This is a genomic window from Hydrogenophaga sp. Root209, from assembly GCF_001428625.1.
Lineage (GTDB): Bacteria > Pseudomonadota > Gammaproteobacteria > Burkholderiales > Burkholderiaceae_C > Hydrogenophaga.
Genome location: NZ_LMIE01000003.1, coordinates 157,554 through 179,888 on the forward strand (window position 1 = coordinate 157,554; position 22,335 = coordinate 179,888).

Sequence of the window (22,335 nt, forward strand, 5' to 3'; positions counted from 1 at the left end):
TTTGCACCGATTTGTCGGAAATTCAACCGTTTAGATTTGCGCGCCGGGTCTGGATCCAGAATCCAAACCAGTACACCTTGAGAACCAACACCAGGCCTGCCAACAGGCCCATCCAATTCAGCTCGGGGACGATCCAGGGGGCCGACCACAACATGGCCACCACCAGCAGAACTTTGACCCCCTCCCACAACAAAAAACCAGCAAATGCAGCCTGCGCATAACCCGCCAACAGGCGGCTCAACGCACTGGAAGTCAGGCCGTAGGCCATCAAGGCCGAGGGCACCACCACCGCTGCCGCGCCGTACAGGACCGACCACGCCACCGAAGCCGATTGCGTGAACAACCCAGCCAGCGCGCCAGCAGCCAACCCCACCAGCAACTGCACGACCACCAGACGCCACAACGAGAAGTGCGGCTGGCTGGCTCGCCACTGTTGCGCTTCCTCGCGCGTCAGCGGCTTGAATTCGGGCTCTTGCGCACCATCTTCCCAATCAGCCGGGCTCTCGGCCGGGCTTTGGGTCTGCGACTCCGGGTCGACGCGTTGCATTGTCGACATGGAAGGTTACAGACAGGTTACGGTTGGGCGACGTTCGCAAAGCCGCTGATTATACGTAGAAACCCCATGGCTCCGTCAAGGCTGAGCAGCGCTTGCCTGTGCATCGCTGGCGCTGCCACCGATAATCTTTTGATGAATGCTGCGAACTGGGGCACACCTCCCGATCTGCCCGACACCCTCTGCTACCTCAACGGGGAGTTCACCGCGTTGCGTGATGCTCGGGTCAGTGTGCTGGACCGAGGCTTCATATTTGGCGACGGTGTGTACGAGGTGCTGCCCTGTTACGCCACTCGACCGTTCCGGTTCGAACAGCACATGGCACGCCTGGACCGGTCGCTGGCCGAACTGCGCATCGCCAATCCGTTGCCTCGCGCCGAGTGGGCGTCTGTTGCGCAGCACCTGTCGCAGTCGCTGCGAGACACCCAGGGCGCAGTCAATCAGTTGATCTACATACAGGTCACCCGGGGCGTGGCCGTGCGAGATCACGCCATGCCAGCCGGTCTCATGCCAACCGTGTTCGTGATGGCCAGCGAAATGAAGCTGGCCACCCCTGAGCAACGCGAGCACGGCGTGGCCTGTGTCACGGCCGACGATTTCCGCTGGGAAAAGGCTCACATCAAAAGCACCAGTCTGTTGGGCGCGGTGTTTGCGCGCCAGATCAGCGTGGACGCCGGCGCCGTGGAAACCGTGATGTTCCGCGGCGAGCACCTGAGCGAGGCCGCTTCGAGCAACGTGTGGGTGGTGAAGAACGGTGTGGTCATGGGCCCGCCCAAAGACAACCTCGTGCTGGAGGGCATCCGCTTCGGGCTGATCGAGGAGATCTGCCGGGCTCAGGGTCTGCGGTTCGAGTTGCGCCCCATCACGCGCGCCGAGGTGCTCGATGCCGACGAGCTGCTGCTGTCATCGGCCACCAAGGAAGTGCTGCCCGTCACCCGCCTGGATGGTCAGCCTGTGGGTCAGGGCCGACCCGGCCTCACCTACACACGCCTGTACGCTGGTTACCAGCACGCCGTTGCCGCTCTGACGGCATGAACTGGAGAAACACCATGGAACAACCCCGCGAGATTCCGCCCGAACAATCGCTCATCGAGTACCCCACGCAATTTCCCATCAAGGTGATGGGTGCGAATGTGGAGGGCTTCATCGATGCCATGGTGCACGTGGCCAAGGCGTTTGATGCCACCTTTGACCCCGGCACTGTGGAGCAGCGCCCCAGCAAGGCGGGCAACTACATGGGACTGACGTTGAGCGTGCACGTGACCAGCCGCGAACAGCTCGACGAGCTCTACCGCACGCTGACCACACACCCGATGGTCAAGATCGTCTTGTGAACATTCGTTCACTCGGTCAGGTGCCGTACGACACCACTTACAAAGACATGCAGGCCTTCACGGCCGAGCGCAGGTCCGAAACCCCCGACGAACTCTGGATCTGCGAGCACCCGCCCGTCTTCACCCAGGGCCTGGCCGGGCGCGTAGATCACCTGCTCGCCCCGGGCACCATCCCCGTTGTGCAGACCAACCGCGGCGGACAGGTGACCTACCACGGCCCCGGTCAGGTGGTGGCGTATCCGCTGATCGACCTGCAGCGCGCGGGTTACTACGTCAAGGAGTTCGTCTACCGGGTCGAAGAAGCGGTGATCCGCACGCTGGGCGCGTTCCAGGTGACGGGCCACCGGGTGGCGGGAGCGCCAGGCATCTACGTGCGGCTGGACGATCCGTTCAGCCACGCCATGTTGCCGCAGCGCCCACAGCGGCGCGTGCCCGGGGAGCCAGCGCCAGAGCCCGACTTCACCGGGTTGGGCAAGGTCGCCGCGCTCGGCATCAAGGTCAGCCGGCATTGCACCTACCACGGTGTGGCGCTCAACGTGGCGATGGACCTGCAACCCTTCGAGCGCATCAACCCCTGCGGCTACATGGGCCTGCGGACGGTGGACCTTTCTACAATCGGGGTGGCGGTTTCCTGGGACGAGGCCGCGCACGTGCTGGGCCAGAAGCTCAGCGCCACCCTCTCACCCTGACTTCAAGCGCGATCCGCGCCGCCGCCATGAACCGCACCGACACGCCCGCCCCTGAAACCGCCGCTGCCACCGCAGACACCACGGTGCGCGAAGCCCAGCCCGCCGCCAGCTACGACGCCACCGCCAAACAGAAGAGCCAGGCCAAGACGGCGCGCATCCCCATCAAGATCGTGCCGGCCGAGGTACTGAAGAAGCCGGAGTGGATCCGCGTCAAGGCAGGCAGCCCGACCACCCGGTTCTACGAAATCAAGGACATCCTGCGCGCCAACAAGCTGGTGACGGTGTGCGAGGAGGCGAGTTGCCCCAACATCGGCGAGTGCTTCGGCAAGGGCACGGCCACCTTCATGATCATGGGCGACAAGTGCACGCGGCGCTGCCCGTTCTGCGACGTGGGCCACGGGCGCCCCGACCCGCTGGACGTGAATGAGCCCGACAACCTCGCCAAGACGATCGCGCAGCTCAAGCTGAAATACGTGGTGATCACCAGCGTGGACCGCGACGATCTGCGCGATGGCGGTGCCGGCCATTTCGTGGCCTGCATCGAGAAGACGCGAGCCCTGTCGCCGCAGACGCAGATCGAGGTGCTGGTGCCCGACTTCCGCGGCCGCGATGACCGCGCACTTGAGATCCTCAAGGCAGCACCGCCCGATGTGATGAACCACAACATGGAGACCGTGCCACGCCTGTACAAGGAAGCGCGTCCGGGCTCGGACTACCAGTTCAGCCTGAACCTGCTCAAGAAGTTCAAGGCGCTGTTCCCCGACGTGCCGACCAAGAGCGGCCTGATGGTCGGCCTGGGCGAGACGGACGAAGAAATTCTGGAGGTCATGCGTGACATGCGCGCGCACGGCATCGACATGCTCACCATCGGCCAGTACCTCGCGCCCAGCGGCCACCACCTGCCGGTGCGCCGCTACGTGCACCCGGACACCTTCAAGATGTTCGAGGTCGAGGCCTACAAGATGGGTTTCAGCCACGCCGCTGTGGGCGCGATGGTGCGCAGCTCGTACCACGCCGACCAGCAGGCGCACGACGTGCTCAACACCGCACGCTGAGCCGGTTCAGACCACCGCAGGCTGCAGGGCGGGGGCGGTGCCCAGCACCTTGGCAGCCGGCTGGCTCGGCAAACCCGACCAGTCCAGGATTTCGAGCCGACCATCGGCGTGTTCGACCAAGGCCGTGAGGCTCTCCACCCAATCGCCGTCATTGCAGTACAGGATGCCGTCGATCGTGCGGATCTCGGCGTGGTGGATGTGCCCGCACACCACGCCGTGCACGCCTCGCTCACGCGCCTCGCGCGCCACCGCGTCCTCGAAGTCGCTCACATAGCTCACCGCGCGCTTGACCTTGAGTTTGAGGTAGCGCGACAGGCTCCAGTACGGCAGCCCAAGACGGGCGCGCGTGGAGTTGAGGTGTCGATTGATGCGCAAGGTGAGCTCATAGGCCCAGTCGCCCACATGGGCCAGCCACTGGGCGCACTGGATCACGCCATCGAAGTAGTCGCCGTGCGTGATCCACAACAGACGCCCGTCCGCGGTCTTGTGGATGGCTTCCTCAACCACTTCCACACCACCGAAGTTGTGCCCCAGGTACTTGCGTGCGAACTCGTCGTGGTTGCCCGGCACGAAGACCACCCGCGTGCCTTTGCGCGCCTTGCGCAGCAGCTTCTGCACCACATCGTTGTGGGACTGCGGCCAGTACCACTGTCGTCTGAGTTGCCAGCCGTCGATGATGTCGCCCACCAGGTAGAGCGTGTCGCACTCCACGCGCTTGAGGAAATCCAGCAGTGGAATCGCCTGGCAGCCCGGCGTGCCCAGGTGCAGGTCCGATATCCACACGGTGCGCACGCGCAAACCATCGGGCGCATCCACATCGGCGTCCGTTGAGTCCGCAGGGCCCAGCAAAGGAAGGAGATCTCGTCGCATGGAGGTTCAGTTTGAAGATCGCTTGCGACGCGTCAATGAAGATTCGGCGTCAATCGCATGACAGCGCGGGCTCGGCCAATGGTTGCGCCACGGCTGCATGCCGCGCCTTCAGGATGGCCGCCAGACGCTGCGGCACCTCCAGCGCTGCGCGGTTTTCGACGGCGGCGACGCGGCGCTGAAATTCCGCCAGCCGGGGCAGCAGCTGGCCCACCGCGACACCAATCTGGCTGAAACTGCGCAGGGTCAGGCCCACGCCTTGCTGACGCACCCACTCGGTGTTCCACCGCTCCTGCGGCATGGTCCAGGCGTTGCGCGCAACAATGACGGGCAACCCCATCTGCACCGCCTCGCTGATGGCACCAGGACCTGGTTTGCCGACAAAAAAATCGGCCAGCTGCATCCAGCGCGCCACATCGGGCGTGAAGCCCACCACCACGCGCGGCGCCACCGCAGGCATGGCACGCAGCGACTGGGCCAGCGCCTCGTTGCGGCCGCACAGCAGGATCAGCGGCACATCGGGCAACGCCGCAGCGATCCGCTTCATGGCGCGTGAACCCTCGCCACCGAACATCACCAGCCCCACCGGCCGTGCAGGGTCCAGCCCCAGGGCAGCCCGCTCGCGGGCGCGGTCCAGCGGCGCTGGTGCGTGGAAAGTGGGGCGCAGCAGCATGCCGCTGACACGGTGCACCTGCGCCGAGGGAACCCCGGCCTGCAGCGCCTGCGCGTGTGCATGGGCCGTGCCGCAAACAACATACTGTCCGGTGCCCGGCTCCACCCAGAACACAGGCGGGTGATCGGCCATGTCCGTCAACACCGTGACGAACGGCGTCTGCGGTTGAGCCAGGGCCAGGCTGTCGTGCAGCGCGCGGTTGAAGTTCGGAATCAGCGAGACCACCATGTCGGGCTTCGTCTCGCGCCAGTGAGCGGCCAGCCGCTCCACCAGCAGGGGGTGGCTCCAGCGGATGGCGCGCTGCAGCAGCTTGAGCTCTTGCGAGAGACCCAGCGTGAAGCCGCTGGCCAGGCGCTTGTTGTAGAGGTCTTCGGGATCGAAGCCCATGACGCGGCGGAACCGACCCGCCGGGTCGATCACTTCGGTGAAGTTCACCTTGCGCACACGCCAAGGCAAGCCTTGGGCCTCGATGGCCAGTGACAGCGCCTCGGCGGCGGCACGGTGACCGCCACCTGCGTTGAACCAGACCAGATCGACATTGAGCATGCGGCGATGGTGCGATGCCGCTGCGACGACCGCATGACGACACAATGACGTGCGTGTGACGCCGCACTCACGTCAATGCACGCACGGCGCGGTAACCTATCCGCATGAACGCCAACCTCCTTGCCCTGGGCGCGATCGCGCTGTGGGCCTCCCTCGCCGCACTCGGTGTGGCCCTGTCGCACGTGCCGCCCTTTCTGCTCACCGGGCTCTCGCTGCTGGTCGGCAGCCTGATCGCGTTGCCGCTCTCGCGCTTCGACTTCCGCCAGTGGCGCGTGCCCCTCAGCACGCTGGCTCTCGGGGTCTACGGCCTGTTCGGCTTCCACTTCCTGCTCTTCATCGCCCTGCGCCATGCGCCGCCGGTGCAGGCCAACCTGGTCAACTACCTCTGGCCGCTGGGCATCGTGGTGATGGCGCCGCTGTTCCTGCGGGACGTATCGCTCACCGGCCGGCACGTCTTTGCCGCCCTGCTGGGTTTTGCTGGCGCGGCGCTGGCCATCCTCGGCGGCGCGGGCGATGCGGGCGACACCCGTTGGGCCTGGGGCTACATCCCGGCGCTGGCCTCGGCCTTCATCTGGGCCAGCTACTCACTGATGACGAAGCGTGTGCGCGCCTTCCCCACCGCTGCCATCGGCAGCTTTGCGCTGCTCTCGGGCGCGCTCTCGCTGCTGTGCCACGCGCTGCTGGAGCCCGCCGTCTCGCTCTCGACCCAGGACATGCTGCTCATCGCCGTGCTGGGCCTGGGACCGCTGGGTGGTGCGTTCTTTCTGTGGGATGCGGCACTCAAGCGTGGCGACGCGCGTCAGATCGGCGTGTTGAGCTTTCTCACGCCGCTGCTCTCCACGTTGACACTGCTGCTGGTTCGCTCAGAGATGCCGAGTCCGGCGATCGGACTGGCGGCGCTGATGATCGTGGGCGCGGCGGTGATCGCCACGCGACGCTGACTGACGATTCGGCGTCGGGCCGCCCCAAGCCGGATCAGCCCCCGGACCCGGCAAGGACCGGGGCCCTTCCCCGTCCTGGGGCAGCGACCCGCGCAGCGGCGGAGCGTGGGGGCCAACGTTCAGTCGGTCATCAGTGCTGCGGGATCTTCCGCCGCCAGCACGGTCTGCGCCCACGTCTGCAGCCTTGTCGTGTCGCAACGCAATATCTGTTGCTTGACCGCAAGGATCTGCGAAGGGTGCATGGAAAAACTGCGCAGGCCCAGGCCGAGCAGCAGGCGCGTCATGGCCACGTCGCCCGCCATTTCACCGCACACGCTCACGCCCTTGCCCTGCTCGTGGCACTGCGCGATGGTGTTGGCCAGCAGGTGCAGCACGGCAGGGTGCACCGGGTCATAGAGGTGCGAGACGGCTTCGTCGGCGCGATCGATCGCCAGCGTGTACTGGATCAGGTCGTTGGTGCCGATCGACAGGAAGTCGAAGTGCTTGAGAAACAGCGGAATGGTGAGCGCCGCCGCGGGCACTTCGATCATGGCGCCCAGCTTCACCACCCCCTGGCGCACACCCGCGGCCTCCAGTTGTTCGCGGGCGCGATGCACCAGAGCGAGCGTCTGGCGGATTTCGCTCGCGTGCGCGAGCATGGGAATGAGCAGGTGCACCGGCCCGTGCGCGGCCGCGCGCAGGATGGCGCGCAACTGCGCGAGAAACATGGCCGGATCCGCCAGGCTCCAGCGGATGGCGCGCAGGCCCAGTGCCGGGTTGAGGTGGTCTTCGCCAGCGCGTTGGGCCACACGGTCCAAGGGCTTGTCGGCCCCCACATCCACCGTGCGAATGGTCACCGGCAAGCCCTGCATGCCCTCGACCGCGCGTTTGTAGGCCTGGTACTGCTCTTCCTCGTCGGGCAGTTTGCCGTTGCGCCCCATGAAGAGGAACTCGCTGCGGAACAGGCCCACGCCCACGGCTCCGGCCTTGAGGGCGCCCACGGCGTCCTCGGGCTGTTCGATGTTGGCCAGCAGTTCTATCTTCTGTCCGTCGAGCGTGACGGCGGGCGTGTTCTTCAGGCGCGACAGGCGCTCGCGCTCGACTTCGCCCTGGCGCTGCTTGAAACCGTATTCGGCCAGCAGGATGGGCGAGGGGTCGATCACCACCACGCCGGCATCGCCGTCGATGATGACCCAGTCGTCCTGCTCAATCAACTGGCTGGCCGAGCGCGCGCCGACCACCGCCGGGATGTCCATGCTGCGCGCGACGATGGCGGTGTGGCTGGTCTTGCCGCCCACGTCGGTGACGAAGCCGGCAAACACGCTCTGCTTGAACTGCAGCATGTCTGCCGGCGAGAGATCGTGCGCAATGAGCACCAGCGGCACGTCGACCGCGCTGTCCTGCCCGGGGCGCGGCTGGCCCACACCCACCGGGGACGTCACGCCGCGCATCACCCGCAGGATGCGCTCGACCACCTGCTCCAGATCGGCCTTGCGCTCTCGCAAGTAGGGATCTTCCATTTCGTCGAACTGGCGCGCGATCACCTCCAGCTGGGTGGTGAGCGCCCATTCGGCGTTGTAGTGGCGCTCGACAATCCAGTGCTTCACGCCGTTGGTGAGCTGCTCGTCCTGCAGCAGCATCAGGTGCACGTCGAGCAAGGCGGTGAGTTCGGGGTGCGCGTCCGAAGGACCCAGGTCGTGCAGGCTCTGCTGCACCTTCAGGATTTCGGCTGCGACCTCGTTGCGCGCATGGCGCAGCCGCTCGATCTCGCCGTCGACCTGCTCGGTCTGCACGAAGTAGTGCGCCACGTCGATGCGGCTCGACGCCACGATCACCGCGCGCCCGATGGCAATGCCCCGGGAGACGGCCAGACCGTGAACGCTGAAACTCACTCACCCTCTCCGAACTTGTCGTTGATCAACGCGATGAGCGCATCCATCGCGACCTGTTCATCGGCCCCGATGGTCTCGACCTCGACCGTGCTGCCCAGACCCGCCGCCAGCATCATCACGCCCATGATGCTTTTGGCGTTCACGCGGCGGTCGCCGCGCGACATCCACACATCGCTGGCAAAGCTGCCAGCGAGTTTGGTGAGTTTGGCCGAGGCGCGTGCGTGCAGCCCGAGCTTATTGCTGATGGTCACGGTGGTCTTGATCATGGGTGGCTCGTCTGGCCTGGTTCTGCGGAGCGGTCACCGCCACCTGAATCACCCCCTGCGTGGCGCCGATCATGGCGCGCGAGATCAGCGCGTCCAATGACTCGTGGCGGTACGACACGGTGCGCAGCAGCATGGGCAGGTTCACGCCCGTAATCAACTTGGAGTTGATGCCGTCGATCAGTTTTTGCGCCACATTGCACGGCGTGGCGCCGAACACGTCGGTCACCACCAGGATTTGCGGCAGGTGCATCTGGCGCATGAGCGCGCGCGCCTGTGCCAGCGATTCTTCGGGCGGTACGTTGGGTTGGACATCCAGCGCCGAGATAGCCTCGGTGCTGTCGGGGAACACATGCATGACGCACTGACGCAAGGCCGAAGCCAAGGGTGCGTGCGCGATGATGAGGATGCCGTTCATGGATGCAGTTTAGCCGGCCTGCGCTCTGGGGCGGGTACGCCAGGCGCGCCAGAAAGCGAGGTAGGCGAAGACGCAACACACACCAAAGATCGCAATGGCGCCGCGGTAGCGATCGGCTTCGCTCCAGCCGAACACCATGAGTGCTTCGATCAGCAGGCCAATGCCCCATTGCACACCAAACACCCCGCCGAAGATGGCCAGGTTGTAGGCCGACAGCGCACGACCCGCCGCCTCGGCGGGCAAGGCCAGCGCCACAGCGGGCTGAGACAACGACACAAAGGTGCTGGTCACGCAGAACAGCGCCCACAACTCCCAGCCCGCGTCCGAGCCCAGCAACACGATGGCCGTCAGCACGGCGAAGCTCGATGGCAGACCCCAGGCGATCAGCCGCTCGGGCCGCAGACCGCGGCGCGCCAGGTTGGGGCTGACCACGCCCCAGAGCCAGAAGGTGCAGAGCATCGACAGGTTGATGCCGAACAGGCCGGTGGCCGCTTGCTGCGGGGTGTAGCCCGCCACTTTCACCATCCACGGCCCCGCCCACAGGGTCTGCACCGCCACCATGCCGCCGTAATTGACGAAGCCGATCGGCAGCATCTGGCGGAAATAGGCGTTGCGCCAGATGAAGCCGTAGCCCTTTGAATCCGACGGTGGATCCTGCAGCGAGGGCGGCGCCGCCTGGCGCCAGCGCGGCACGATGAGCGCGATGCCCACCATCGACAGCCCAATCAGCCCGGCCAGCATCCAGAACAATCCACGCCAGCCGGTGTAGGGCATGAGCCACTGCACCGGCAAGGTGGCGGCCACCATGCCCAGCGATCCGGTCATGAGCATCCAGGAGTTCGCCCGCAGCTGCGTGGCGGGCGTGAGCCAGCGGCGAAAGCCGGTGAGCGGCGCCATCAGGCAGGCGCTCACGCCCATGCCGGTAAGCATGCGCGCGGCCAGCAAACCCGAGAAACTCGTGGCCAGCGCAAAGGCCATGCAGCCGAGCACCGCCACGGTGAGAAATGCCAGGATCACCTTGCGCGGACCGTGGCGGTCCAGCCAGTTGCCCAGGGGCAACTGGGTCATTGCGAAGCCCAGAAAGTAACCGCCGGCCAACAACCCGAGGTCGCCAGCGTTCAGGTCCAGTTCCGCGCTCAGCGTGGGCGAGAGCGTGGCCGTGATGGCTCGCACCAGCGCCGAGAAAAAATACGCGATCGCAAAGGTCAGGAAGACGATGATCGCGGCCCGCGTCCCCAGCGCGTCGCCGGCGGCGTGTGTCGGTGCGCGGGTCATGGCAGCTTCAGTCCATCAAAAAACGTGGTGCTCACCTCGTCACTGGGCGCAACGCCATACATCGCCGCCTGGAACACCTGCGAGCCCCGCGCGAAGTACACCGCGCGGCTCTGCACCGGCTGACCTTGCGGATCGATGCCCAGCGCGGTGATGCCTTGCGCCAACGTCGAACCGGCCACAGTGGCTGCCCAGCGGTGCGCCGGATCGGCCTGCAGTGCCGGGTCGACGCGGATGGCTGCGAGCGCGGCGCGTTGCCAATCGGTGAGCGTGGCGGGCACTGCAGCGGCGTCTTGCACATCGGCCCAGGCCAGGGCAAAGGTGAGGCCCCCAGCCTTGCAGCTGTGCATGTGCAGCACCGTGGGTGCGCCACCCAAAGGCACCGAGCGCTCGGCAGTCTCGGGCTTGCACGGCATGAGCGCCTGCACAGGCGTGCCCTCGGGGCGCAGTTCACGCCAGTTGAAGGTGGGGTTGCAGGCGGTCAGCGCCAGGGCCATCAGCACGCCGATGGGCCAAGGTCGGCACATGGCGCGGTGGGATGCAGGTGAAGACATGGGATGGAGAGAGGCACGCCACAGCGGGGACACCGCGGTGCCCACAGCGTCGAGCACAATGGCAAACATGAATGCTCTGGATGGTATCCGCATACTCGATTTGTCCCGCGTGCTCGCCGGCCCCTGGTGCACGCAGACGTTGGCCGATCTGGGCGCCGATGTGGTCAAGGTTGAACGCCCGCCCGGCCACAACCACCCTGGGGGTGATGACACGCGTGGCTGGGGCCCACCTTTCCTGCGCGGGCGCGACGGCGCCGACACCGCCGAGGCCGCCTACTACCTGGGCGCCAACCGCAACAAGCGCTCCATCACCTGCGACATCGCCACGCCGGCAGGCCAGGCGCTGATCCGTGAACTCGCCGCCAAGGCCGACGTGTTTGTCGAGAACTACAAGGTCGGCGACATGGCGCGCTACGGTCTGGACTTCGACAGCCTTCGCGTCCTCAACCCCCGGCTGGTGTACTGCTCCATCACCGGCTTCGGCCAGACCGGCGCCTACAAGGAGCGCGCGGGCTACGACTTCGCGATCCAGGCCATGGGCGGTCTGATGAGCGTGACCGGCGAGCGCGACGACCTGCCCGGCGGTGGCCCACAAAAGGTGGGGGTCGCGGTGGCGGATCTGTTCACTGGTTTGTACGCGACCGTGGCCATCCAGGCCGCGCTGCGCCACGCCGAGCGCACGGGCGAGGGCCAGCACATCGACATGGCGCTGCTCGACACCCAGGTGGCCATGCTGGCCAACCTGGGCGCCAACTACCTGGTGCGCGGCCGCGACGACGGCAAGGTGCCGGGTCGTGCGGGCAATGCCCACGCCAACATCGTTCCTTACCAGGTGTTCGAGGTCGCCCCCGATACCCAGGGTCTGGCGCAACACATCATCCTGGCGGTGGGCAACGACGGCCAGTTCGCCAAGTTTTGTGCCGTGGCGGGCCAGCCCGAACTGGCCACCGACGCGCGCTTTGCGCAGAACCAGAACCGGGTGCGCCACCGCGCCGTGCTGGTGCCGCTGCTGGAAACCATTCTCAAGACCCGCACCAAGGCCGACTGGCTCGCCGCACTGGAAGCGGCCAAGGTGCCCTGCGGACCCATCAACAACCTGGCCGAGGTGTTTGCCGACGAACACGTGCTCTCGCGCGGCATGGTGCAGCGCTGGTCGCACCCGCTGGCCGATCAGGTTGATCTGGTCGCCAGCCCGCTCAAGCTCAGCGCCACCCCCGTGCGCAACGACCTGCCGCCACCGTTGCTGGGCCAGCACACGGCCGAGGTGCTGGGCGACTGGCTGGGCAGCACGCCCGAACAACTGGCCGCGCTGCAACGCAGCGGCGCGGTCTGACCCAGGCGACCATGGCCACCGCTGCACCGACCTTGCCCACACCCGTCTCGCTGCGCGGCGCCGCCCAGGCCGCCGCCGCACGCGGTGAGCCGCTGGTGGTCATGACCACGCTCAAAGGCTGCGTGTACTGCGAACTGGTGCGCAACAACTACCTGGCACCCATGCGCCGCGACGGCGAGCTGGTGGCGGTGCAGATCGACGTGCAGGACCGGCAGTCCAACCTGCAGGGGTTTGCGGGCGACACGACGACACCGGCCGATCAGGCCCGGGCCTGGAAGGCGCGTTTCACGCCCACCGTGATGTTCTTCGGCCCCGATGGCCAGGAGCTCGCCGAGCGCCTGGTGGGTGTGGCCGTGCCCGACTTCTACGGCGAGTACCTGAATGCACGTCTGGCCGAGGCGCGAGCCAAGCTCAAGAAAAACTGAACACGCGACGTCAGCAGGCGCTTACTTTATTGCACCGAACACCTTCTTGAGGATGGCGCTGCCGGTGCCCACCGGGTCTTGGCGAATCTTGCGTTCTTCCTCGCCGATGATGGTGTAGAGGCCGTCGAGCGACTTGCCGGTCACGTATTTCTGGATGTTGGCGTCTTCGGCCTTGACCAGCCCGATGCCCGCCGCTTTGCCCGCCACCTTGTTGTACTGGTTGGCCAAGCCCACTTTTTCGGTGGCCCGGGTGACGATGGGCAGGAATTTTTCGCCCAGTGGCAAGCGCGTCTTGTCGGCAAAGAACTGGGTCACCGAATTGTCGCCACCGCCCAGGATGTTCTTGGCGTCCGAAACGCTCATGGACTTGACCGCGTTCACCAGCAGATCACGCCCCATGGGCACGGCGGCCTCGGCCGCGCGGTTCATGCTGGTGACCAGTTCGTCCACGCGCTTGCCTTGGCCTGTGAGTTTCAGGAGCTTGGACGCATCTTCCAGAAAACCGGGCAAAGGAATCCGAACTTTCGGGTTGCCGAGGAATCCATCGGTCTTGCCCAGCAGCGCCACGGCCGCCAAAGCACCTTTTTCCAGAGCCACCTTGATGCCCTTGCTGGCATCAGCTTCCGTGAGATCGCCCAGCGACAAGGCCCGCGCCTGCTGGTGGGCGGCCAGGATGAGGAGGCCGAGGGCGGCGGTGGACTGGGTAAACTGGCGGCGCTGCATGCGGTGTCTCCTGAGATGCTGATGAACGAACGACGTGGGGCAATGTAGCCCCCGGGAAGTGAAAAAACAATGACCGAACTTGACCGACCCGGCCTCTTGCGCCGTCGCAGCCTGGCCACCGCCGCCGCGCTGGGTGCCGCCGCCGTGCTGGGACTCGCGGGTTGCGCGGGCGGCGAAGCTGCCCCCAACTCCACCTTCGTGCTGCTCGACGGTTCCAAGGCCACCACCGCCGACCTCCAGGGCAAGGTGACCCTGGTGAATTTCTGGGCCACCACCTGCGTCTCCTGCGTGAAGGAAATGCCGCAGATCGTGGCCACCTGGCACAAGTACCAGGCCCAGGGATTCGACACCGTGGCCGTGGCCATGGAGTACGACCCACCCAACTGGGTGCTCAATTTCGCGCAGAGCCGCCAGCTGCCCTTCAAGGTGGCGCTGGACAACACCGGTGAGATCGCTCAGCAGTGGGGCGACGTCAAGCTCACGCCCACGACTTACCTGGTTGACAAGCAGGGCCGCATCGTCAAGCGCTTTGTGGGCGAGCCCGACTTCGCCGCCCTGCACCAACTCATCGAGAAACTGCTGGCCCAGACCTGAAACTTGCCAGGCGCCAGACAACAAAAAGCCGGGCCCCAAGACCCGGCTTTTTGCATGGCGGTTCAGACCGCGATCGAGATCAATCCTTGCGGTAGGCGTCGTGGCAGGCTTTGCAGGTTTGACCCACGGCGCCGAAGGCCGTTTTCACGGCGTCCAGGTTGCCCGTCTTGGCAGCAGCGCTCAGCTTGGCCGTCTCCACCTGCAGCTTGTCTGCGCCTTCCTTGAACTTCGCCTGCTCGGTCCAGATGGCGGGGAGCGCGCGTATGTCACCCTTGTCGGTGCCCGGGCCAAACCCCTCCCACGGCAGCTTGCTCATCGTCTCGACAATGGCCGCGCTGTCGGCCGCCACCTTCGGGTCGAATGGCACGCGGCCGTTGACCATGGCGCCAACGCGTCCGAAATGGCTGGCCATCACGGTGAAGGCGGCCTTGCGGTACTTGACAGCATCCTCGGGCTTCTGGAACTGGGCGAATGCCGGGGCAGACAGGCTGGTGATCGCAACGGCCATGGCCAACGGGGCGAGAAACTTCATGAGCACTCCTGAGCGTGGTTGAATTTTTGATACAAAACGTAGCGAAACCGCTACCAGCGGGTGAGTGTCCGGGCCGGCGTTAAGTTCCGTCGGAACTGTCTCGACGTCCGCGGCTCCACTCCTCTTTGAACTCCCTCCACTCAACCATGCAAACCATTCGCGTCTGGGACCTGCCCACCCGCTTGTTCCACTGGCTGCTCGCCGCCGCCGTCGTGGGCCTTGTGATCACCGCGAACATCGGCGGCAACTGGATTAACTGGCACATGCGCCTGGGCTACGCGGTGCTGGCACTTCTGCTGTTCCGCGTGGTCTGGGGTTTCGTGGGCGGACACTGGTCGCGCTTCGGCAGTTTCCTGTTTGCACCATCGACGGTCATTGCCTACCTGCGCGGGCAGGCACAACCCGAGCACCGGGTGGGTCACACGCCCTTGGGCGCACTGTCGGTGTTTGTGCTGCTGGCCGTCCTCCTGGCGCAGGTGAGCACGGGACTGATGAGCGACGACGAGATCGCCTTCTTCGGCCCGCTCGTGCGCTTCGTCTCCGGCGACACCGTGGCCTTGGCGACGAGCTACCACAAGAACGTGGGCAAGTTCATCGTGATCGGTTTGGTGATCCTGCACGTCGCCGCCGTCTTCTTTTACAAATGGGTGAAGAAGGACAACCTGATCCGTCCGATGGTGGTCGGCGACAAACAAGTGACCCGCGCCGTGAGCGTTCCCGAGACCCATGATTCGGCCTCTTCGCGTGCGCTCGCGCTGTTGGTGCTGGCACTGTGTGGTGGCGCAGTGACCTGGCTGGTCAGTCTGGGAAACGCGTTCTGACGCGCAGCGCCTGTCGTATAGTGGGCGCCCTGCCGCTCATTCAGCCCAGCCCGCTCTTCCCCGCATGAAATCTTCCGAGACTGCCAGCGTCACGCTCAGACTGGCCCGGTTTCCCGACGACCTGACCACGGTCAGGTCGCTGTTCCTGGACTACCAGGCCGACATGGGCATCGATCTGTGCTTTCAGGGTTTTGAAGCCGAACTGGCGGGTCTGCCTGGCGAATACGCGGAGCCTGCAGGCTCCATCTTTCTGGCCAGCGTGGGCGGTGAACCCGCAGGCTGCTGCGCCTTTCGCGCCCTCACCAACACCGACCACCTTGACGCGTGCGAGATGAAGCGCCTGTTCGTGCGCCGTGCGTTCCGGGGCTTCGGACTCGGCCGCCTGTTGGTCGATCGGGTCATGAGCGACGCACGGCTCGCTGGGTACACCACCATGCTGCTGGACACGCTCAGCGACATGGAAACCGCGCGCGCCCTCTACCAGGAATCGGGCTTTGTCGAGGTGGCGCCCTACTATCACAACCCCATTCCAGGCGCCCACTACCTCAAGGTCGATCTCTGAATCGGCACCGCGTGCGGGCGCCATGAAAAAAGCCGCCGGTGTTCCCACCGGCGGCTTTTTTGCTTCAGCCCACGATCAGACGCCGGCTTTGACCTGGGCCAGCAGTGTGGCGGCATCGCTCACCTCGAACTTGCCTGGACCTTCAACGTTCAGTGCCTTGACCACACCGTCCTTGATCAGCATCGAGTAACGGTTGCTGCGCAAACCCATACCGCGTCCTGTCAGGTCCAGCGTCAGGCCCGTGGCCTTGGCGAAGTCGGCACTGCCATCGGCCAGCATGCGCACCTTGTCGCCGGTCTTCTGATCGCGCGCCCAAGCGCCCATCACGAAGGCGTCGTTCACGCTCAGGCACCATATCTCGTCCACGCCGGCCGCCTTGAAGTCGGCCGCGTGCTCGACAAAACCGGGGACGTGCTTGGCCGAGCAAGTCGGCGTGAAGGCACCCGGCAAAGCGAACACCGCAATCGTCTTGCCCGAAGAGGCCTTGTGCGCGTCAACGGCGTTGGGGCCGATGCTGCAACCGTTGCCTTCAACTTCGCTGTACTCCATCAACGTCGCCGCCGGGATTTTGTCGCCAACCTGAATCATGCTGTGCTCCTCATGGTTTTGGGCCTGTGGGCCGTGGTGTGGGGGCCCGGAAAATCGAGCCCGGAAAAAGAAAAAGCGACCGGCATTGTCGGTCGCTTTTCAGTTCGGCGCTGCAAGCAGCGTGAATCGCGCTTAAACCAGCTCGGCCTTTTGGACCAACCGGGTGGCGACCCAGTTTTTCGTCTTCGACAGCGGACGGCTCTCGGTGATCTCGATCGTGTCGCCGGTCTTGTACTCGCCCTTTTCGTCATGGGCGTGGTACTTGCTCGACTTGGCAACGATCTTGTCGTAGAGCTCGTGCTTCACACGGCGCTCCACCAGAACCGTCACGGTCTTGGTGCGCTTGTCACTGACGACCTTGCCAATCAAGGTGCGCTTGAGGGATGTTTTAGCTTCCGTCATGGTCACTCCTTATTTGGCCGAAGCCGCGGTGCGCTGCTTCTCGGCCAGGATGGTCTTGGCACGAGCGATGGCGCGGCGGGTGTCGCCCAGCACGGCGTTGTTGTTGAGTTGTTGCGTGGCTTTTTGCATGCGCAGACCGAAGTGGGCCTTTTGCAGCGATTTCACTTCGGCTTCGAGGCCGGCCACATCCTTTTGGCGCAGTTCAGCAGTTTTCATCTTGTGTTCTCCTGAATCACTGACCCAACAAGCGCGTCACGAACGTGGTGCGCAAGGGAAGTTTGGCAGCGGCCAGCTGGAAGGCCTCACGGGCCAGCTGTTCCGGCACGCCGACGATCTCGTACAGCACCTTGCCAGGCTGGATCTCGGCGACGTAGTACTCCACCGAACCCTTGCCGTTGCCCATGCGGACTTCAGCAGGTTTCTGGGAGATCGGCTTGTCCGGAAACACGCGAATCCAGATGCGGCCGCCACGTTTGACGTGACGGGAAATCGCGCGACGCGCGGCTTCGATCTGGCGGGCCGTCAGGCGGCCGCGGTCGGTGGACTTCAGACCGAAGTCACCGAACGCGACGGTGGCTCCGCTGGTGGCGACACCGGTATTGCGGCCTTTTTGTTCCTTGCGGAATTTTCGGCGAGCAGGTTGCAACATGGTTATTCTCCTTTGCCGTCCGCAGCTGCAGATGCGGGCGCGGCGTCTTTGCGAACGCGCTTAACGGCGGGTTTGGTTTCGGTACCGGTCGTGGCTTCGGCAGGTTTGTCGCTGCCATCGGCCGGAGCAGCGTTCGCACCAGGGCGACGAACCGCAGCGCGGGCAGGAGGACCTGCTGGACGCTCACGGCGCGGACCACGTGGGCGGCGCTCTTCTTCAACACGGGGCTCGGCGGCCACGGGCGCATCGTTGCGACCCAGGGTGTCGCCCTTGTAGACCCAGACCTTGACACCAATGATGCCGTAGGTGGTCTTCGCTTCGGACGTGCCGTAGTCGATGTCGGCGCGCAGGGTGTGAAGCGGCACGCGACCTTCGCGGTACCACTCGCAACGGGCAATTTCAATGCCGTTGAGACGACCCGACGACATGATCTTGATGCCCTGTGCACCCAGGCGCATCGCGTTCTGCATCGCGCGTTTCATGGCGCGGCGGAACATGATGCGTTTTTCGAGCTGTTGCGTGATGCTGTCGGCGATCAACTTGGCATCGATCTCGGGCTTGCGCACTTCTTCGATGTTGACCGCAACCGGCACGCCCAGCTTGGCGGTCAGTTCCTTCTTCAGCTTCTCGATGTCTTCACCCTTCTTGCCAATCACCACGCCCGGACGTGCCGAGTAAATGGTGATACGGGCGTTCTTGGCGGGCCGCTCGATCACGACGCGCGAGACGGCGGCGTTCTTCAGCTTGCCCTTGAGGTACTCACGCACCTTGATGTCTTCGGCCAGCATGCCGGCGAAGTCACGGTTGCTCGCGTACCAGCGGCTGGCCCAGTTGCGCGAAATGGCGAGGCGGAACCCGGTGGGGTTGATTTTTTGTCCCATATTCCTGTGACCTCTTCAGTTGCCAACCGTCACGTAGATGTGACACGTGGGTTTGCTGATGCGGTTGCCGCGGCCTTTGGCGCGGGCCGAGAAGCGCTTGAGCGTGGTGCCTTGCTCGACGTAGATGGTCGTGACCTTCAGTTCGTCGATATCGGCGCCGTCGTTGTGTTCAGCATTGGCGATGGCGGACTCAAGAGCTTTCTTGACGATGCCAGCGGCCTTCTTCTGCGTGAACGCCAGGATGTTGAGAGCCTGGTCGACCTTTTTGCCACGAATCAGGTCGGCAACCAGTCGGCCTTTGTCGACCGAGAGGCGAACGCCTCGAACGATTGAACGGGTTTCCATGGTTGTTCCTTACTTCTTCGCTTTTTTGTCGGCCGGATGGCCCTTGAACGTTCGCGTCAGCGAAAACTCGCCGAGCTTGTGTCCAACCATCTGATCGGTGATGTACACGGGCACGTGCTGCTTGCCGTTGTGCACGGCAATGGTCAGACCGATGAAATCGGGCAGGATCATCGAGCGACGCGACCAGGTCTTGACGGGCTTTTTGTCCTTGGTGGACACGGCCTTCTCCACTTTGGCCATCAGGTGATGGTCAACGAAAGGGCCTTTTTTCAGTGAGCGAGTCATGTTGTCAACCCTTTACTTCTTGCGACGCGAGACGATCATCGACTGCGTGCGGCGGTTGTTGCGGGTGCGGTAACCCTTGGTCAGGTTGCCCCACGGATCCACCGGAGCGCGGCCTTCGCCGGTCTTGCCTTCACCACCACCGTGCGGGTGGTCGATTGGGTTCATCGCGGTACCGCGAACGGTTGGGCGGATGCCCATGTGACGCTTGACACCGGCCTTGCCCAACTGGCGCAGGCTGTGTTCCTGGTTGGACACTTCGCCGATGGTGGCTCGGCAATCCACGTGGACCTTGCGGACCTCGCCGGAGCGCATGCGGACCTGGGCGTAGATGCCTTCGCGGGCCAACAGCACGGCCGAGGCGCCAGCGGAGCGCGCAATTTGCGCGCCCTTGCCGACCTGCAGCTCGATGCAGTGAATGGTCGAACCGACCGGGATGTTGCGGATCGGCAGGGTGTTGCCCACGCGGATCGGCGACTCCGAGCCGGACAGCAGCGTTGCACCCACTTCAACACCGCGCGGGGCGATGATGTAGCGGCGCTCGCCATCGGCGTAGCAGACCAGCGCGATGTGCGCCGTGCGGTTCGGGTCGTACTCGATGCGCTCGACCTTGGCCGGAATGCCATCCTTGTTGCGACGGAAGTCGACAACGCGGTAGTGGTGCTTGTGACCACCGCCCTTGTGGCGGGTGGTGATGTGGCCGTTGTTGTTGCGGCCAGCCTTCTGGAACTGGGGTTCCAGCAGCGGCGCGTAGCCCTCACCCTTGTGCAGGTGGTCACGCGTCACCTTCACCATGCCACGACGGCCTGGTGAGGTGGGTTTCATCTTGATGACTGCCATGATTAAACGCCCTCCCCGCCGAAGTTCAGCTCTTGACCCGGCATGAGGGTCACATACGCCTTGCGAACGTGGTCGCGGCGACCCACCGTTTTGCCAAAGCGTTTGGCCTTGCCCTTTTGGTTGAGCACGGACACGCCCTTGACCTGGACCTTGAACATCAGTTCAACAGCGGCCTTGATCTCGGGCTTGGAAGCATCGCGCAACACCTTGAACATCACGGCGTTGGTCTGCTCGGCGACCTGGGTGGCCTTCTCGGACACGATAGGTGCCACGAGGACCTGCATCAGGCGGCCTTCGTCGTATTTTGTGACGCTCATGCGAACATCTCCTTGAGCTGGTCGATCGCCGCCTTGGTGACGATGACCTTCTTGTAATGCACCAGCGACAGCGGATCGGCGTAACGCGGCTCGACCACCAGCACATTGGGCAGGTTGCGCGAGGCGAGGTACAGGTTCTCGTCGACTTCTTCGGCGATCACCAGAACCGATTGCAGGTTCATGGCCTTGAACTTGTCGGCCAGCTGCTTGGTCTTCGGCGAATCCACTTTCATGGAGTCAACCACGGCCAGACGGCCTTCACGCACCAGCTGCGAGAAGATGGACGCCATGCCGGCGCGGTACATCTTCTTGTTGATCTTCTGGGTGAAGTTCTCGTCCGGGCTGTTCGGGAAAATCCGACCACCGCCACGCCACAGGGGCGAAGACGTCATACCGGCGCGGGCGCGGCCCGTGCCTTTTTGCTTGAACGGCTTCTTGGTCGAGTGCTTGACCATCTGGCGGTCTTTTTGTGCACGCGTGCCTTGACGGGCGTTCGCCTGGTATGCCACCACGAGTTGGTGGATCAGCGCTTCGTTGTAATCGCGACCAAACACGGTCTCAGGCACGTCCACGTTGGACGACGACTGACCCTGGTCGTTCAGGAGTTCAACTTGCATCAGTTTGCTCCCTTGGATTTGGCCTTGATGGCAGGACGCACGGTCAGGAAACCGCCGTTCGAGCCGGGCACAGCGCCGCGGATCATGAGCAGCTGACGGGCTTCGTCCACGCGCACGATGTCGAGGTTCTGAATGGTTTTGGTGTCATCGCCCATGTGACCGGTCATTTTCTTGCCCGGAAACACGCGGCCCGGATCCTGGGCCATGGAGATGGAACCTGGCACGTTGTGCGAACGGCTGTTGCCGTGCGACGCGCGCTGTGATTTGAAGTTGTGGCGCTTGATGGTGCCGGCGAAGCCTTTACCGATCGAAGTACCTTGCACATCAACCTTCTGACCCACCGCGAAGATCGCGTTGGGGGCTACCACGGCACCGGGCTGGTACTGGGCGGCGACGTCAGAAGCGACGCGGAATTCCTGGATGATCTCGCCCGCTTCGACACCGGCCTTGGCCAGGTGGCCCGCTTCGGGCTTGGTCACGCGGGAAGCACGGCGGGCACCAAAGGTGACCTGCAGCGCATCGTAGCCATCATGGGCCAGGGTTTTGACCTGTGTCACACGGTTGTTCGACACATCGACCACCGTGACAGGAACTGCGTCCCCGTCATCGGTGAACAGACGCATCATGCCCACCTTGCGACCCAACAACCCGAGGGAGTTGCTAAGACTCATTGTTTTCTCCGTTCCCGACTTCAATTGGCCGGGGCTGATGGTGCATCGACTCTCCCCGGAGGGCGTCGACACGTTTTAAAAATACGACCTGCATCATTGACAGACCGCATCGGCAAAGCCGAACTCCCCAGACCTAAATCCGGGAAAGCCCGCCAGTATAACCAGCGGGCTTTGTTTGCGCAAGCCGACCGACGCGCAAAGCGTCGATCGGCTTGGGAATCGCAATTACTGCAGCTTAATTTCGACGTCCACGCCAGCCGGCAGGTCGAGTTTCATCAGGGCGTCAACCGTCTTGTCGGTAGGGTCCACGATGTCCATCAGACGCTGGTGCGTGCGGATCTCGAGCTGATCGCGGCTGGTCTTGTTGACGTGCGGCGAGCGCAGGATGTCGAAGCGCTTCATGCGGGTCGGCAGGGGCACGGGACCCTTGACAATCGCGCCCGTGCGCTTGGCGGTGTCGACGATCTCGGCAGCCGAACTGTCGATCAGTTTGTAGTCGAATGCTTTCAGGCGAATCCGGATTTTCTGCTTGGTAGACATGTCGGCTCCTTAAGCAATGATCTTGGCAACGACGCCGGCGCCAACGGTACGACCGCCTTCGCGGATGGCGAAACGCAGACCTTCTTCCATGGCGATGGGGTTGATCAGCTTCACGGTGATCGACACGTTGTCACCCGGCATGACCATTTCCTTGCCTTCGGGCAGCTCGATCGAGCC

At 64.3% G+C, this 22,335-nt stretch carries 32 protein-coding genes and 1 pseudogene; 10 read left to right on the forward strand and 23 right to left on the reverse strand.

The window, feature by feature from the left end; genetic code table 11:
• Positions 1–22: 22 nt before the first annotated feature.
• Positions 23–556, reverse strand: a complete 534-nt coding sequence (locus ASE11_RS04290) for an ATP synthase subunit I (protein ID WP_082585513.1) — start codon at positions 554–556, stop codon at positions 23–25.
• 132 nt (positions 557–688) lie between these two features.
• Here ASE11_RS04290 and ASE11_RS04295 point away from each other — a divergent pair, with 132 nt between their 5' ends.
• Genes ASE11_RS04295 through lipA form a run of 4 tightly spaced genes read left to right on the forward strand, consistent with a single transcriptional unit; the run spans position 689 to position 3,631 of the window.
• Entirely contained in the window at positions 689–1,588 is a 900-nt protein-coding gene (locus ASE11_RS04295) for an aminotransferase class IV (RefSeq protein ID WP_056266694.1), read from the forward strand.
• A 14-nt stretch (positions 1,589–1,602) separates the two neighbouring features.
• Complete coding sequence (locus ASE11_RS04300) at positions 1,603–1,887, forward strand: DUF493 family protein (protein WP_156406230.1); 285 nt, start codon at positions 1,603–1,605, stop codon at positions 1,885–1,887.
• 47 nt (positions 1,888–1,934) lie between these two features.
• Positions 1,935–2,576, forward strand: a complete 642-nt coding sequence (gene lipB / locus ASE11_RS04305) for a lipoyl(octanoyl) transferase LipB (RefSeq protein ID WP_235501191.1) — start codon at positions 1,935–1,937, stop codon at positions 2,574–2,576.
• Between the two features lie 26 nt (positions 2,577–2,602).
• A complete protein-coding gene (gene lipA / locus ASE11_RS04310; protein WP_056266704.1) occupies positions 2,603–3,631 on the forward strand; it encodes a lipoyl synthase in 1,029 nt (342 codons plus the stop codon).
• 6 nt (positions 3,632–3,637) lie between these two features.
• Here lipA and ASE11_RS04315 read toward each other — a convergent pair whose 3' ends face one another.
• On the reverse strand, positions 3,638–4,501 hold the full coding sequence (locus ASE11_RS04315) for a UDP-2,3-diacylglucosamine diphosphatase (RefSeq protein WP_056266708.1): 864 nt from the start codon (positions 4,499–4,501) through the stop codon (positions 3,638–3,640).
• 49 nt (positions 4,502–4,550) lie between these two features.
• The gene (locus tag ASE11_RS04320) at positions 4,551–5,717 is read right to left on the reverse strand and encodes a galactosyldiacylglycerol synthase (protein ID WP_056266711.1); all 1,167 of its coding nucleotides are present in this window, start codon (positions 5,715–5,717) and stop codon (positions 4,551–4,553) included.
• A 104-nt stretch (positions 5,718–5,821) separates the two neighbouring features.
• On the opposite strand from ASE11_RS04320, the gene ASE11_RS04325 reads away from it, so the two are divergent.
• Positions 5,822–6,658: a DMT family transporter gene (locus ASE11_RS04325; RefSeq protein WP_056266715.1), complete on the forward strand. Its 837-nt coding sequence runs from the start codon at positions 5,822–5,824 to the stop codon at positions 6,656–6,658.
• A gap of 119 nt (positions 6,659–6,777) precedes the next feature.
• Here ASE11_RS04325 and ptsP read toward each other — a convergent pair whose 3' ends face one another.
• The 5 genes from ptsP to ASE11_RS04350 are packed head-to-tail and all read right to left on the reverse strand — an operon-like array spanning position 6,778 to position 11,105.
• Positions 6,778–8,529 (reverse strand): phosphoenolpyruvate--protein phosphotransferase, encoded by a 1,752-nt coding sequence (gene ptsP / locus ASE11_RS04330; RefSeq protein ID WP_056266719.1) that lies wholly within the window; start codon positions 8,527–8,529, stop codon positions 6,778–6,780.
• A complete protein-coding gene (locus ASE11_RS04335; protein ID WP_056266722.1) occupies positions 8,526–8,795 on the reverse strand; it encodes an HPr family phosphocarrier protein in 270 nt (89 codons plus the stop codon). The genes ptsP and ASE11_RS04335 overlap by 4 nt, the downstream gene beginning before the upstream one ends.
• Positions 8,764–9,210 (reverse strand): PTS sugar transporter subunit IIA, encoded by a 447-nt coding sequence (locus ASE11_RS04340; RefSeq protein ID WP_056266726.1) that lies wholly within the window; start codon positions 9,208–9,210, stop codon positions 8,764–8,766. Before ASE11_RS04340 ends, ASE11_RS04335 begins: the two co-directional genes overlap by 32 nt.
• Before the next feature lie 9 nt (positions 9,211–9,219).
• The gene (locus ASE11_RS04345; protein ID WP_056266729.1) at positions 9,220–10,485 is read right to left on the reverse strand and encodes an MFS transporter; all 1,266 of its coding nucleotides are present in this window, start codon (positions 10,483–10,485) and stop codon (positions 9,220–9,222) included.
• Positions 10,482–11,105, reverse strand: coding sequence for a hypothetical protein (locus tag ASE11_RS04350; RefSeq protein WP_056266733.1), 624 nt, complete (start codon positions 11,103–11,105; stop codon positions 10,482–10,484). Before ASE11_RS04350 ends, ASE11_RS04345 begins: the two co-directional genes overlap by 4 nt.
• Here ASE11_RS04350 and ASE11_RS04355 point away from each other — a divergent pair.
• Together ASE11_RS04355 and ASE11_RS04360 are read left to right on the forward strand one after the other, a co-directional pair.
• Positions 11,104–12,369, forward strand: a complete 1,266-nt coding sequence (locus tag ASE11_RS04355) for a CaiB/BaiF CoA transferase family protein (RefSeq protein ID WP_056266737.1) — start codon at positions 11,104–11,106, stop codon at positions 12,367–12,369. The genes ASE11_RS04350 and ASE11_RS04355 overlap by 2 nt on opposite strands.
• Positions 12,370–12,380: 11 nt before the next feature.
• Complete coding sequence (locus ASE11_RS04360; protein ID WP_056266741.1) at positions 12,381–12,794, forward strand: thioredoxin fold domain-containing protein; 414 nt, start codon at positions 12,381–12,383, stop codon at positions 12,792–12,794.
• 21 nt (positions 12,795–12,815) lie between these two features.
• On the opposite strand, the gene ASE11_RS04365 is transcribed toward ASE11_RS04360, so the two are convergent.
• Positions 12,816–13,517: a DUF4197 domain-containing protein gene (locus tag ASE11_RS04365; protein ID WP_056266744.1), complete on the reverse strand. Its 702-nt coding sequence runs from the start codon at positions 13,515–13,517 to the stop codon at positions 12,816–12,818.
• Between the two features lie 69 nt (positions 13,518–13,586).
• On the opposite strand from ASE11_RS04365, the gene ASE11_RS04370 reads away from it, so the two are divergent.
• Positions 13,587–14,111 (forward strand): TlpA family protein disulfide reductase, encoded by a 525-nt coding sequence (locus ASE11_RS04370; RefSeq protein ID WP_056266747.1) that lies wholly within the window; start codon positions 13,587–13,589, stop codon positions 14,109–14,111.
• 79 nt (positions 14,112–14,190) lie between these two features.
• On the opposite strand, the gene ASE11_RS04375 is transcribed toward ASE11_RS04370, so the two are convergent.
• Positions 14,191–14,643, reverse strand: a complete 453-nt coding sequence (locus ASE11_RS04375; RefSeq protein ID WP_056266752.1) for a c-type cytochrome — start codon at positions 14,641–14,643, stop codon at positions 14,191–14,193.
• A gap of 146 nt (positions 14,644–14,789) precedes the next feature.
• Here ASE11_RS04375 and ASE11_RS04380 point away from each other — a divergent pair, with 146 nt between their 5' ends.
• Entirely contained in the window at positions 14,790–15,464 is a 675-nt protein-coding gene (locus ASE11_RS04380) for a cytochrome b/b6 domain-containing protein (RefSeq protein WP_056266755.1), read from the forward strand.
• A 64-nt stretch (positions 15,465–15,528) separates the two neighbouring features.
• On the forward strand, positions 15,529–16,026 hold the full coding sequence (locus ASE11_RS04385) for a GNAT family N-acetyltransferase (RefSeq protein ID WP_056266758.1): 498 nt from the start codon (positions 15,529–15,531) through the stop codon (positions 16,024–16,026).
• 75 nt (positions 16,027–16,101) lie between these two features.
• Here ASE11_RS04385 and ASE11_RS04390 read toward each other — a convergent pair whose 3' ends face one another.
• The 13 genes and pseudogenes from ASE11_RS04390 to tuf form a co-directional block, all read right to left on the reverse strand.
• Positions 16,102–16,614: a peroxiredoxin gene (locus tag ASE11_RS04390; RefSeq protein WP_056266764.1), complete on the reverse strand. Its 513-nt coding sequence runs from the start codon at positions 16,612–16,614 to the stop codon at positions 16,102–16,104.
• Between the two features lie 132 nt (positions 16,615–16,746).
• On the reverse strand, positions 16,747–17,016 hold the full coding sequence (gene rpsQ, locus ASE11_RS04395) for a 30S ribosomal protein S17 (RefSeq protein ID WP_056266767.1): 270 nt from the start codon (positions 17,014–17,016) through the stop codon (positions 16,747–16,749).
• Between the two features lie 9 nt (positions 17,017–17,025).
• A complete protein-coding gene (rpmC, locus tag ASE11_RS04400; protein ID WP_056266770.1) occupies positions 17,026–17,232 on the reverse strand; it encodes a 50S ribosomal protein L29 in 207 nt (68 codons plus the stop codon).
• 16 nt (positions 17,233–17,248) lie between these two features.
• Positions 17,249–17,665, reverse strand: a complete 417-nt coding sequence (rplP, locus tag ASE11_RS04405; RefSeq protein WP_056266773.1) for a 50S ribosomal protein L16 — start codon at positions 17,663–17,665, stop codon at positions 17,249–17,251.
• A gap of 2 nt (positions 17,666–17,667) precedes the next feature.
• Positions 17,668–18,546, reverse strand: a complete 879-nt coding sequence (rpsC, locus tag ASE11_RS04410) for a 30S ribosomal protein S3 (protein ID WP_056266777.1) — start codon at positions 18,544–18,546, stop codon at positions 17,668–17,670.
• Between the two features lie 15 nt (positions 18,547–18,561).
• The gene (gene rplV / locus ASE11_RS04415; protein WP_056266781.1) at positions 18,562–18,891 is read right to left on the reverse strand and encodes a 50S ribosomal protein L22; all 330 of its coding nucleotides are present in this window, start codon (positions 18,889–18,891) and stop codon (positions 18,562–18,564) included.
• Between the two features lie 9 nt (positions 18,892–18,900).
• Complete coding sequence (gene rpsS, locus ASE11_RS04420) at positions 18,901–19,176, reverse strand: 30S ribosomal protein S19 (RefSeq protein WP_056266785.1); 276 nt, start codon at positions 19,174–19,176, stop codon at positions 18,901–18,903.
• A 12-nt stretch (positions 19,177–19,188) separates the two neighbouring features.
• A complete protein-coding gene (gene rplB, locus ASE11_RS04425; protein ID WP_056266790.1) occupies positions 19,189–20,013 on the reverse strand; it encodes a 50S ribosomal protein L2 in 825 nt (274 codons plus the stop codon).
• 2 nt (positions 20,014–20,015) lie between these two features.
• Complete coding sequence (gene rplW, locus ASE11_RS04430) at positions 20,016–20,330, reverse strand: 50S ribosomal protein L23 (protein WP_056266794.1); 315 nt, start codon at positions 20,328–20,330, stop codon at positions 20,016–20,018.
• Positions 20,327–20,947 (reverse strand): 50S ribosomal protein L4, encoded by a 621-nt coding sequence (rplD, locus tag ASE11_RS04435; protein WP_056266799.1) that lies wholly within the window; start codon positions 20,945–20,947, stop codon positions 20,327–20,329. The genes rplW and rplD overlap by 4 nt, the downstream gene beginning before the upstream one ends.
• Positions 20,947–21,618, reverse strand: coding sequence for a 50S ribosomal protein L3 (gene rplC, locus ASE11_RS04440; RefSeq protein ID WP_056266802.1), 672 nt, complete (start codon positions 21,616–21,618; stop codon positions 20,947–20,949). The genes rplD and rplC overlap by 1 nt, the downstream gene beginning before the upstream one ends.
• A gap of 225 nt (positions 21,619–21,843) precedes the next feature.
• Complete coding sequence (gene rpsJ / locus ASE11_RS04445) at positions 21,844–22,158, reverse strand: 30S ribosomal protein S10 (RefSeq protein WP_056266806.1); 315 nt, start codon at positions 22,156–22,158, stop codon at positions 21,844–21,846.
• A 9-nt stretch (positions 22,159–22,167) separates the two neighbouring features.
• Positions 22,168–22,335: pseudogene (tuf, locus tag ASE11_RS25180) on the reverse strand (elongation factor Tu); the annotation flags it as partial.

Excerpts from the sequence above, each read along its gene's own strand:
- ASE11_RS04290 (WP_082585513.1), bottom strand. The coding sequence starts at position 556 with ATGTCGACAATGCAACGCGTCGACCCGGAGTCGCAGACCCAAAGCCCG.
- ASE11_RS04295 (WP_056266694.1), top strand. The coding sequence starts at position 689 with ATGAATGCTGCGAACTGGGGCACACCTCCCGATCTGCCCGACACCCTC.
- ASE11_RS04300 (WP_156406230.1), top strand. The coding sequence starts at position 1,603 with ATGGAACAACCCCGCGAGATTCCGCCCGAACAATCGCTCATCGAGTAC.
- lipB (WP_235501191.1), top strand. The coding sequence starts at position 1,935 with ATGCAGGCCTTCACGGCCGAGCGCAGGTCCGAAACCCCCGACGAACTC.
- lipA (WP_056266704.1), top strand. The coding sequence starts at position 2,603 with ATGAACCGCACCGACACGCCCGCCCCTGAAACCGCCGCTGCCACCGCA.
- ASE11_RS04315 (WP_056266708.1), bottom strand. The coding sequence starts at position 4,501 with ATGCGACGAGATCTCCTTCCTTTGCTGGGCCCTGCGGACTCAACGGAC.
- ASE11_RS04320 (WP_056266711.1), bottom strand. The coding sequence starts at position 5,717 with ATGCTCAATGTCGATCTGGTCTGGTTCAACGCAGGTGGCGGTCACCGT.
- ASE11_RS04325 (WP_056266715.1), top strand. The coding sequence starts at position 5,822 with ATGAACGCCAACCTCCTTGCCCTGGGCGCGATCGCGCTGTGGGCCTCC.
- ASE11_RS04335 (WP_056266722.1), bottom strand. The coding sequence starts at position 8,795 with ATGATCAAGACCACCGTGACCATCAGCAATAAGCTCGGGCTGCACGCA.
- ASE11_RS04340 (WP_056266726.1), bottom strand. The coding sequence starts at position 9,210 with ATGAACGGCATCCTCATCATCGCGCACGCACCCTTGGCTTCGGCCTTG.
- ASE11_RS04345 (WP_056266729.1), bottom strand. The coding sequence starts at position 10,485 with ATGACCCGCGCACCGACACACGCCGCCGGCGACGCGCTGGGGACGCGG.
- ASE11_RS04355 (WP_056266737.1), top strand. The coding sequence starts at position 11,104 with ATGAATGCTCTGGATGGTATCCGCATACTCGATTTGTCCCGCGTGCTC.
- ASE11_RS04350 (WP_056266733.1), bottom strand. The coding sequence starts at position 11,105 with ATGTTTGCCATTGTGCTCGACGCTGTGGGCACCGCGGTGTCCCCGCTG.
- ASE11_RS04360 (WP_056266741.1), top strand. The coding sequence starts at position 12,381 with ATGGCCACCGCTGCACCGACCTTGCCCACACCCGTCTCGCTGCGCGGC.
- ASE11_RS04365 (WP_056266744.1), bottom strand. The coding sequence starts at position 13,517 with ATGCAGCGCCGCCAGTTTACCCAGTCCACCGCCGCCCTCGGCCTCCTC.
- ASE11_RS04370 (WP_056266747.1), top strand. The coding sequence starts at position 13,587 with ATGACCGAACTTGACCGACCCGGCCTCTTGCGCCGTCGCAGCCTGGCC.
- ASE11_RS04375 (WP_056266752.1), bottom strand. The coding sequence starts at position 14,643 with ATGAAGTTTCTCGCCCCGTTGGCCATGGCCGTTGCGATCACCAGCCTG.
- ASE11_RS04380 (WP_056266755.1), top strand. The coding sequence starts at position 14,790 with ATGCAAACCATTCGCGTCTGGGACCTGCCCACCCGCTTGTTCCACTGG.
- ASE11_RS04385 (WP_056266758.1), top strand. The coding sequence starts at position 15,529 with ATGAAATCTTCCGAGACTGCCAGCGTCACGCTCAGACTGGCCCGGTTT.
- ASE11_RS04390 (WP_056266764.1), bottom strand. The coding sequence starts at position 16,614 with ATGATTCAGGTTGGCGACAAAATCCCGGCGGCGACGTTGATGGAGTAC.
- rpsQ (WP_056266767.1), bottom strand. The coding sequence starts at position 17,016 with ATGACGGAAGCTAAAACATCCCTCAAGCGCACCTTGATTGGCAAGGTC.
- rpmC (WP_056266770.1), bottom strand. The coding sequence starts at position 17,232 with ATGAAAACTGCTGAACTGCGCCAAAAGGATGTGGCCGGCCTCGAAGCC.
- rplP (WP_056266773.1), bottom strand. The coding sequence starts at position 17,665 with ATGTTGCAACCTGCTCGCCGAAAATTCCGCAAGGAACAAAAAGGCCGC.
- rpsC (WP_056266777.1), bottom strand. The coding sequence starts at position 18,546 with ATGGGACAAAAAATCAACCCCACCGGGTTCCGCCTCGCCATTTCGCGC.
- rplV (WP_056266781.1), bottom strand. The coding sequence starts at position 18,891 with ATGGAAACCCGTTCAATCGTTCGAGGCGTTCGCCTCTCGGTCGACAAA.
- rpsS (WP_056266785.1), bottom strand. The coding sequence starts at position 19,176 with ATGACTCGCTCACTGAAAAAAGGCCCTTTCGTTGACCATCACCTGATG.
- rplB (WP_056266790.1), bottom strand. The coding sequence starts at position 20,013 with ATGGCAGTCATCAAGATGAAACCCACCTCACCAGGCCGTCGTGGCATG.
- rplW (WP_056266794.1), bottom strand. The coding sequence starts at position 20,330 with ATGAGCGTCACAAAATACGACGAAGGCCGCCTGATGCAGGTCCTCGTG.
- rplD (WP_056266799.1), bottom strand. The coding sequence starts at position 20,947 with ATGCAAGTTGAACTCCTGAACGACCAGGGTCAGTCGTCGTCCAACGTG.
- rplC (WP_056266802.1), bottom strand. The coding sequence starts at position 21,618 with ATGAGTCTTAGCAACTCCCTCGGGTTGTTGGGTCGCAAGGTGGGCATG.
- rpsJ (WP_056266806.1), bottom strand. The coding sequence starts at position 22,158 with ATGTCTACCAAGCAGAAAATCCGGATTCGCCTGAAAGCATTCGACTAC.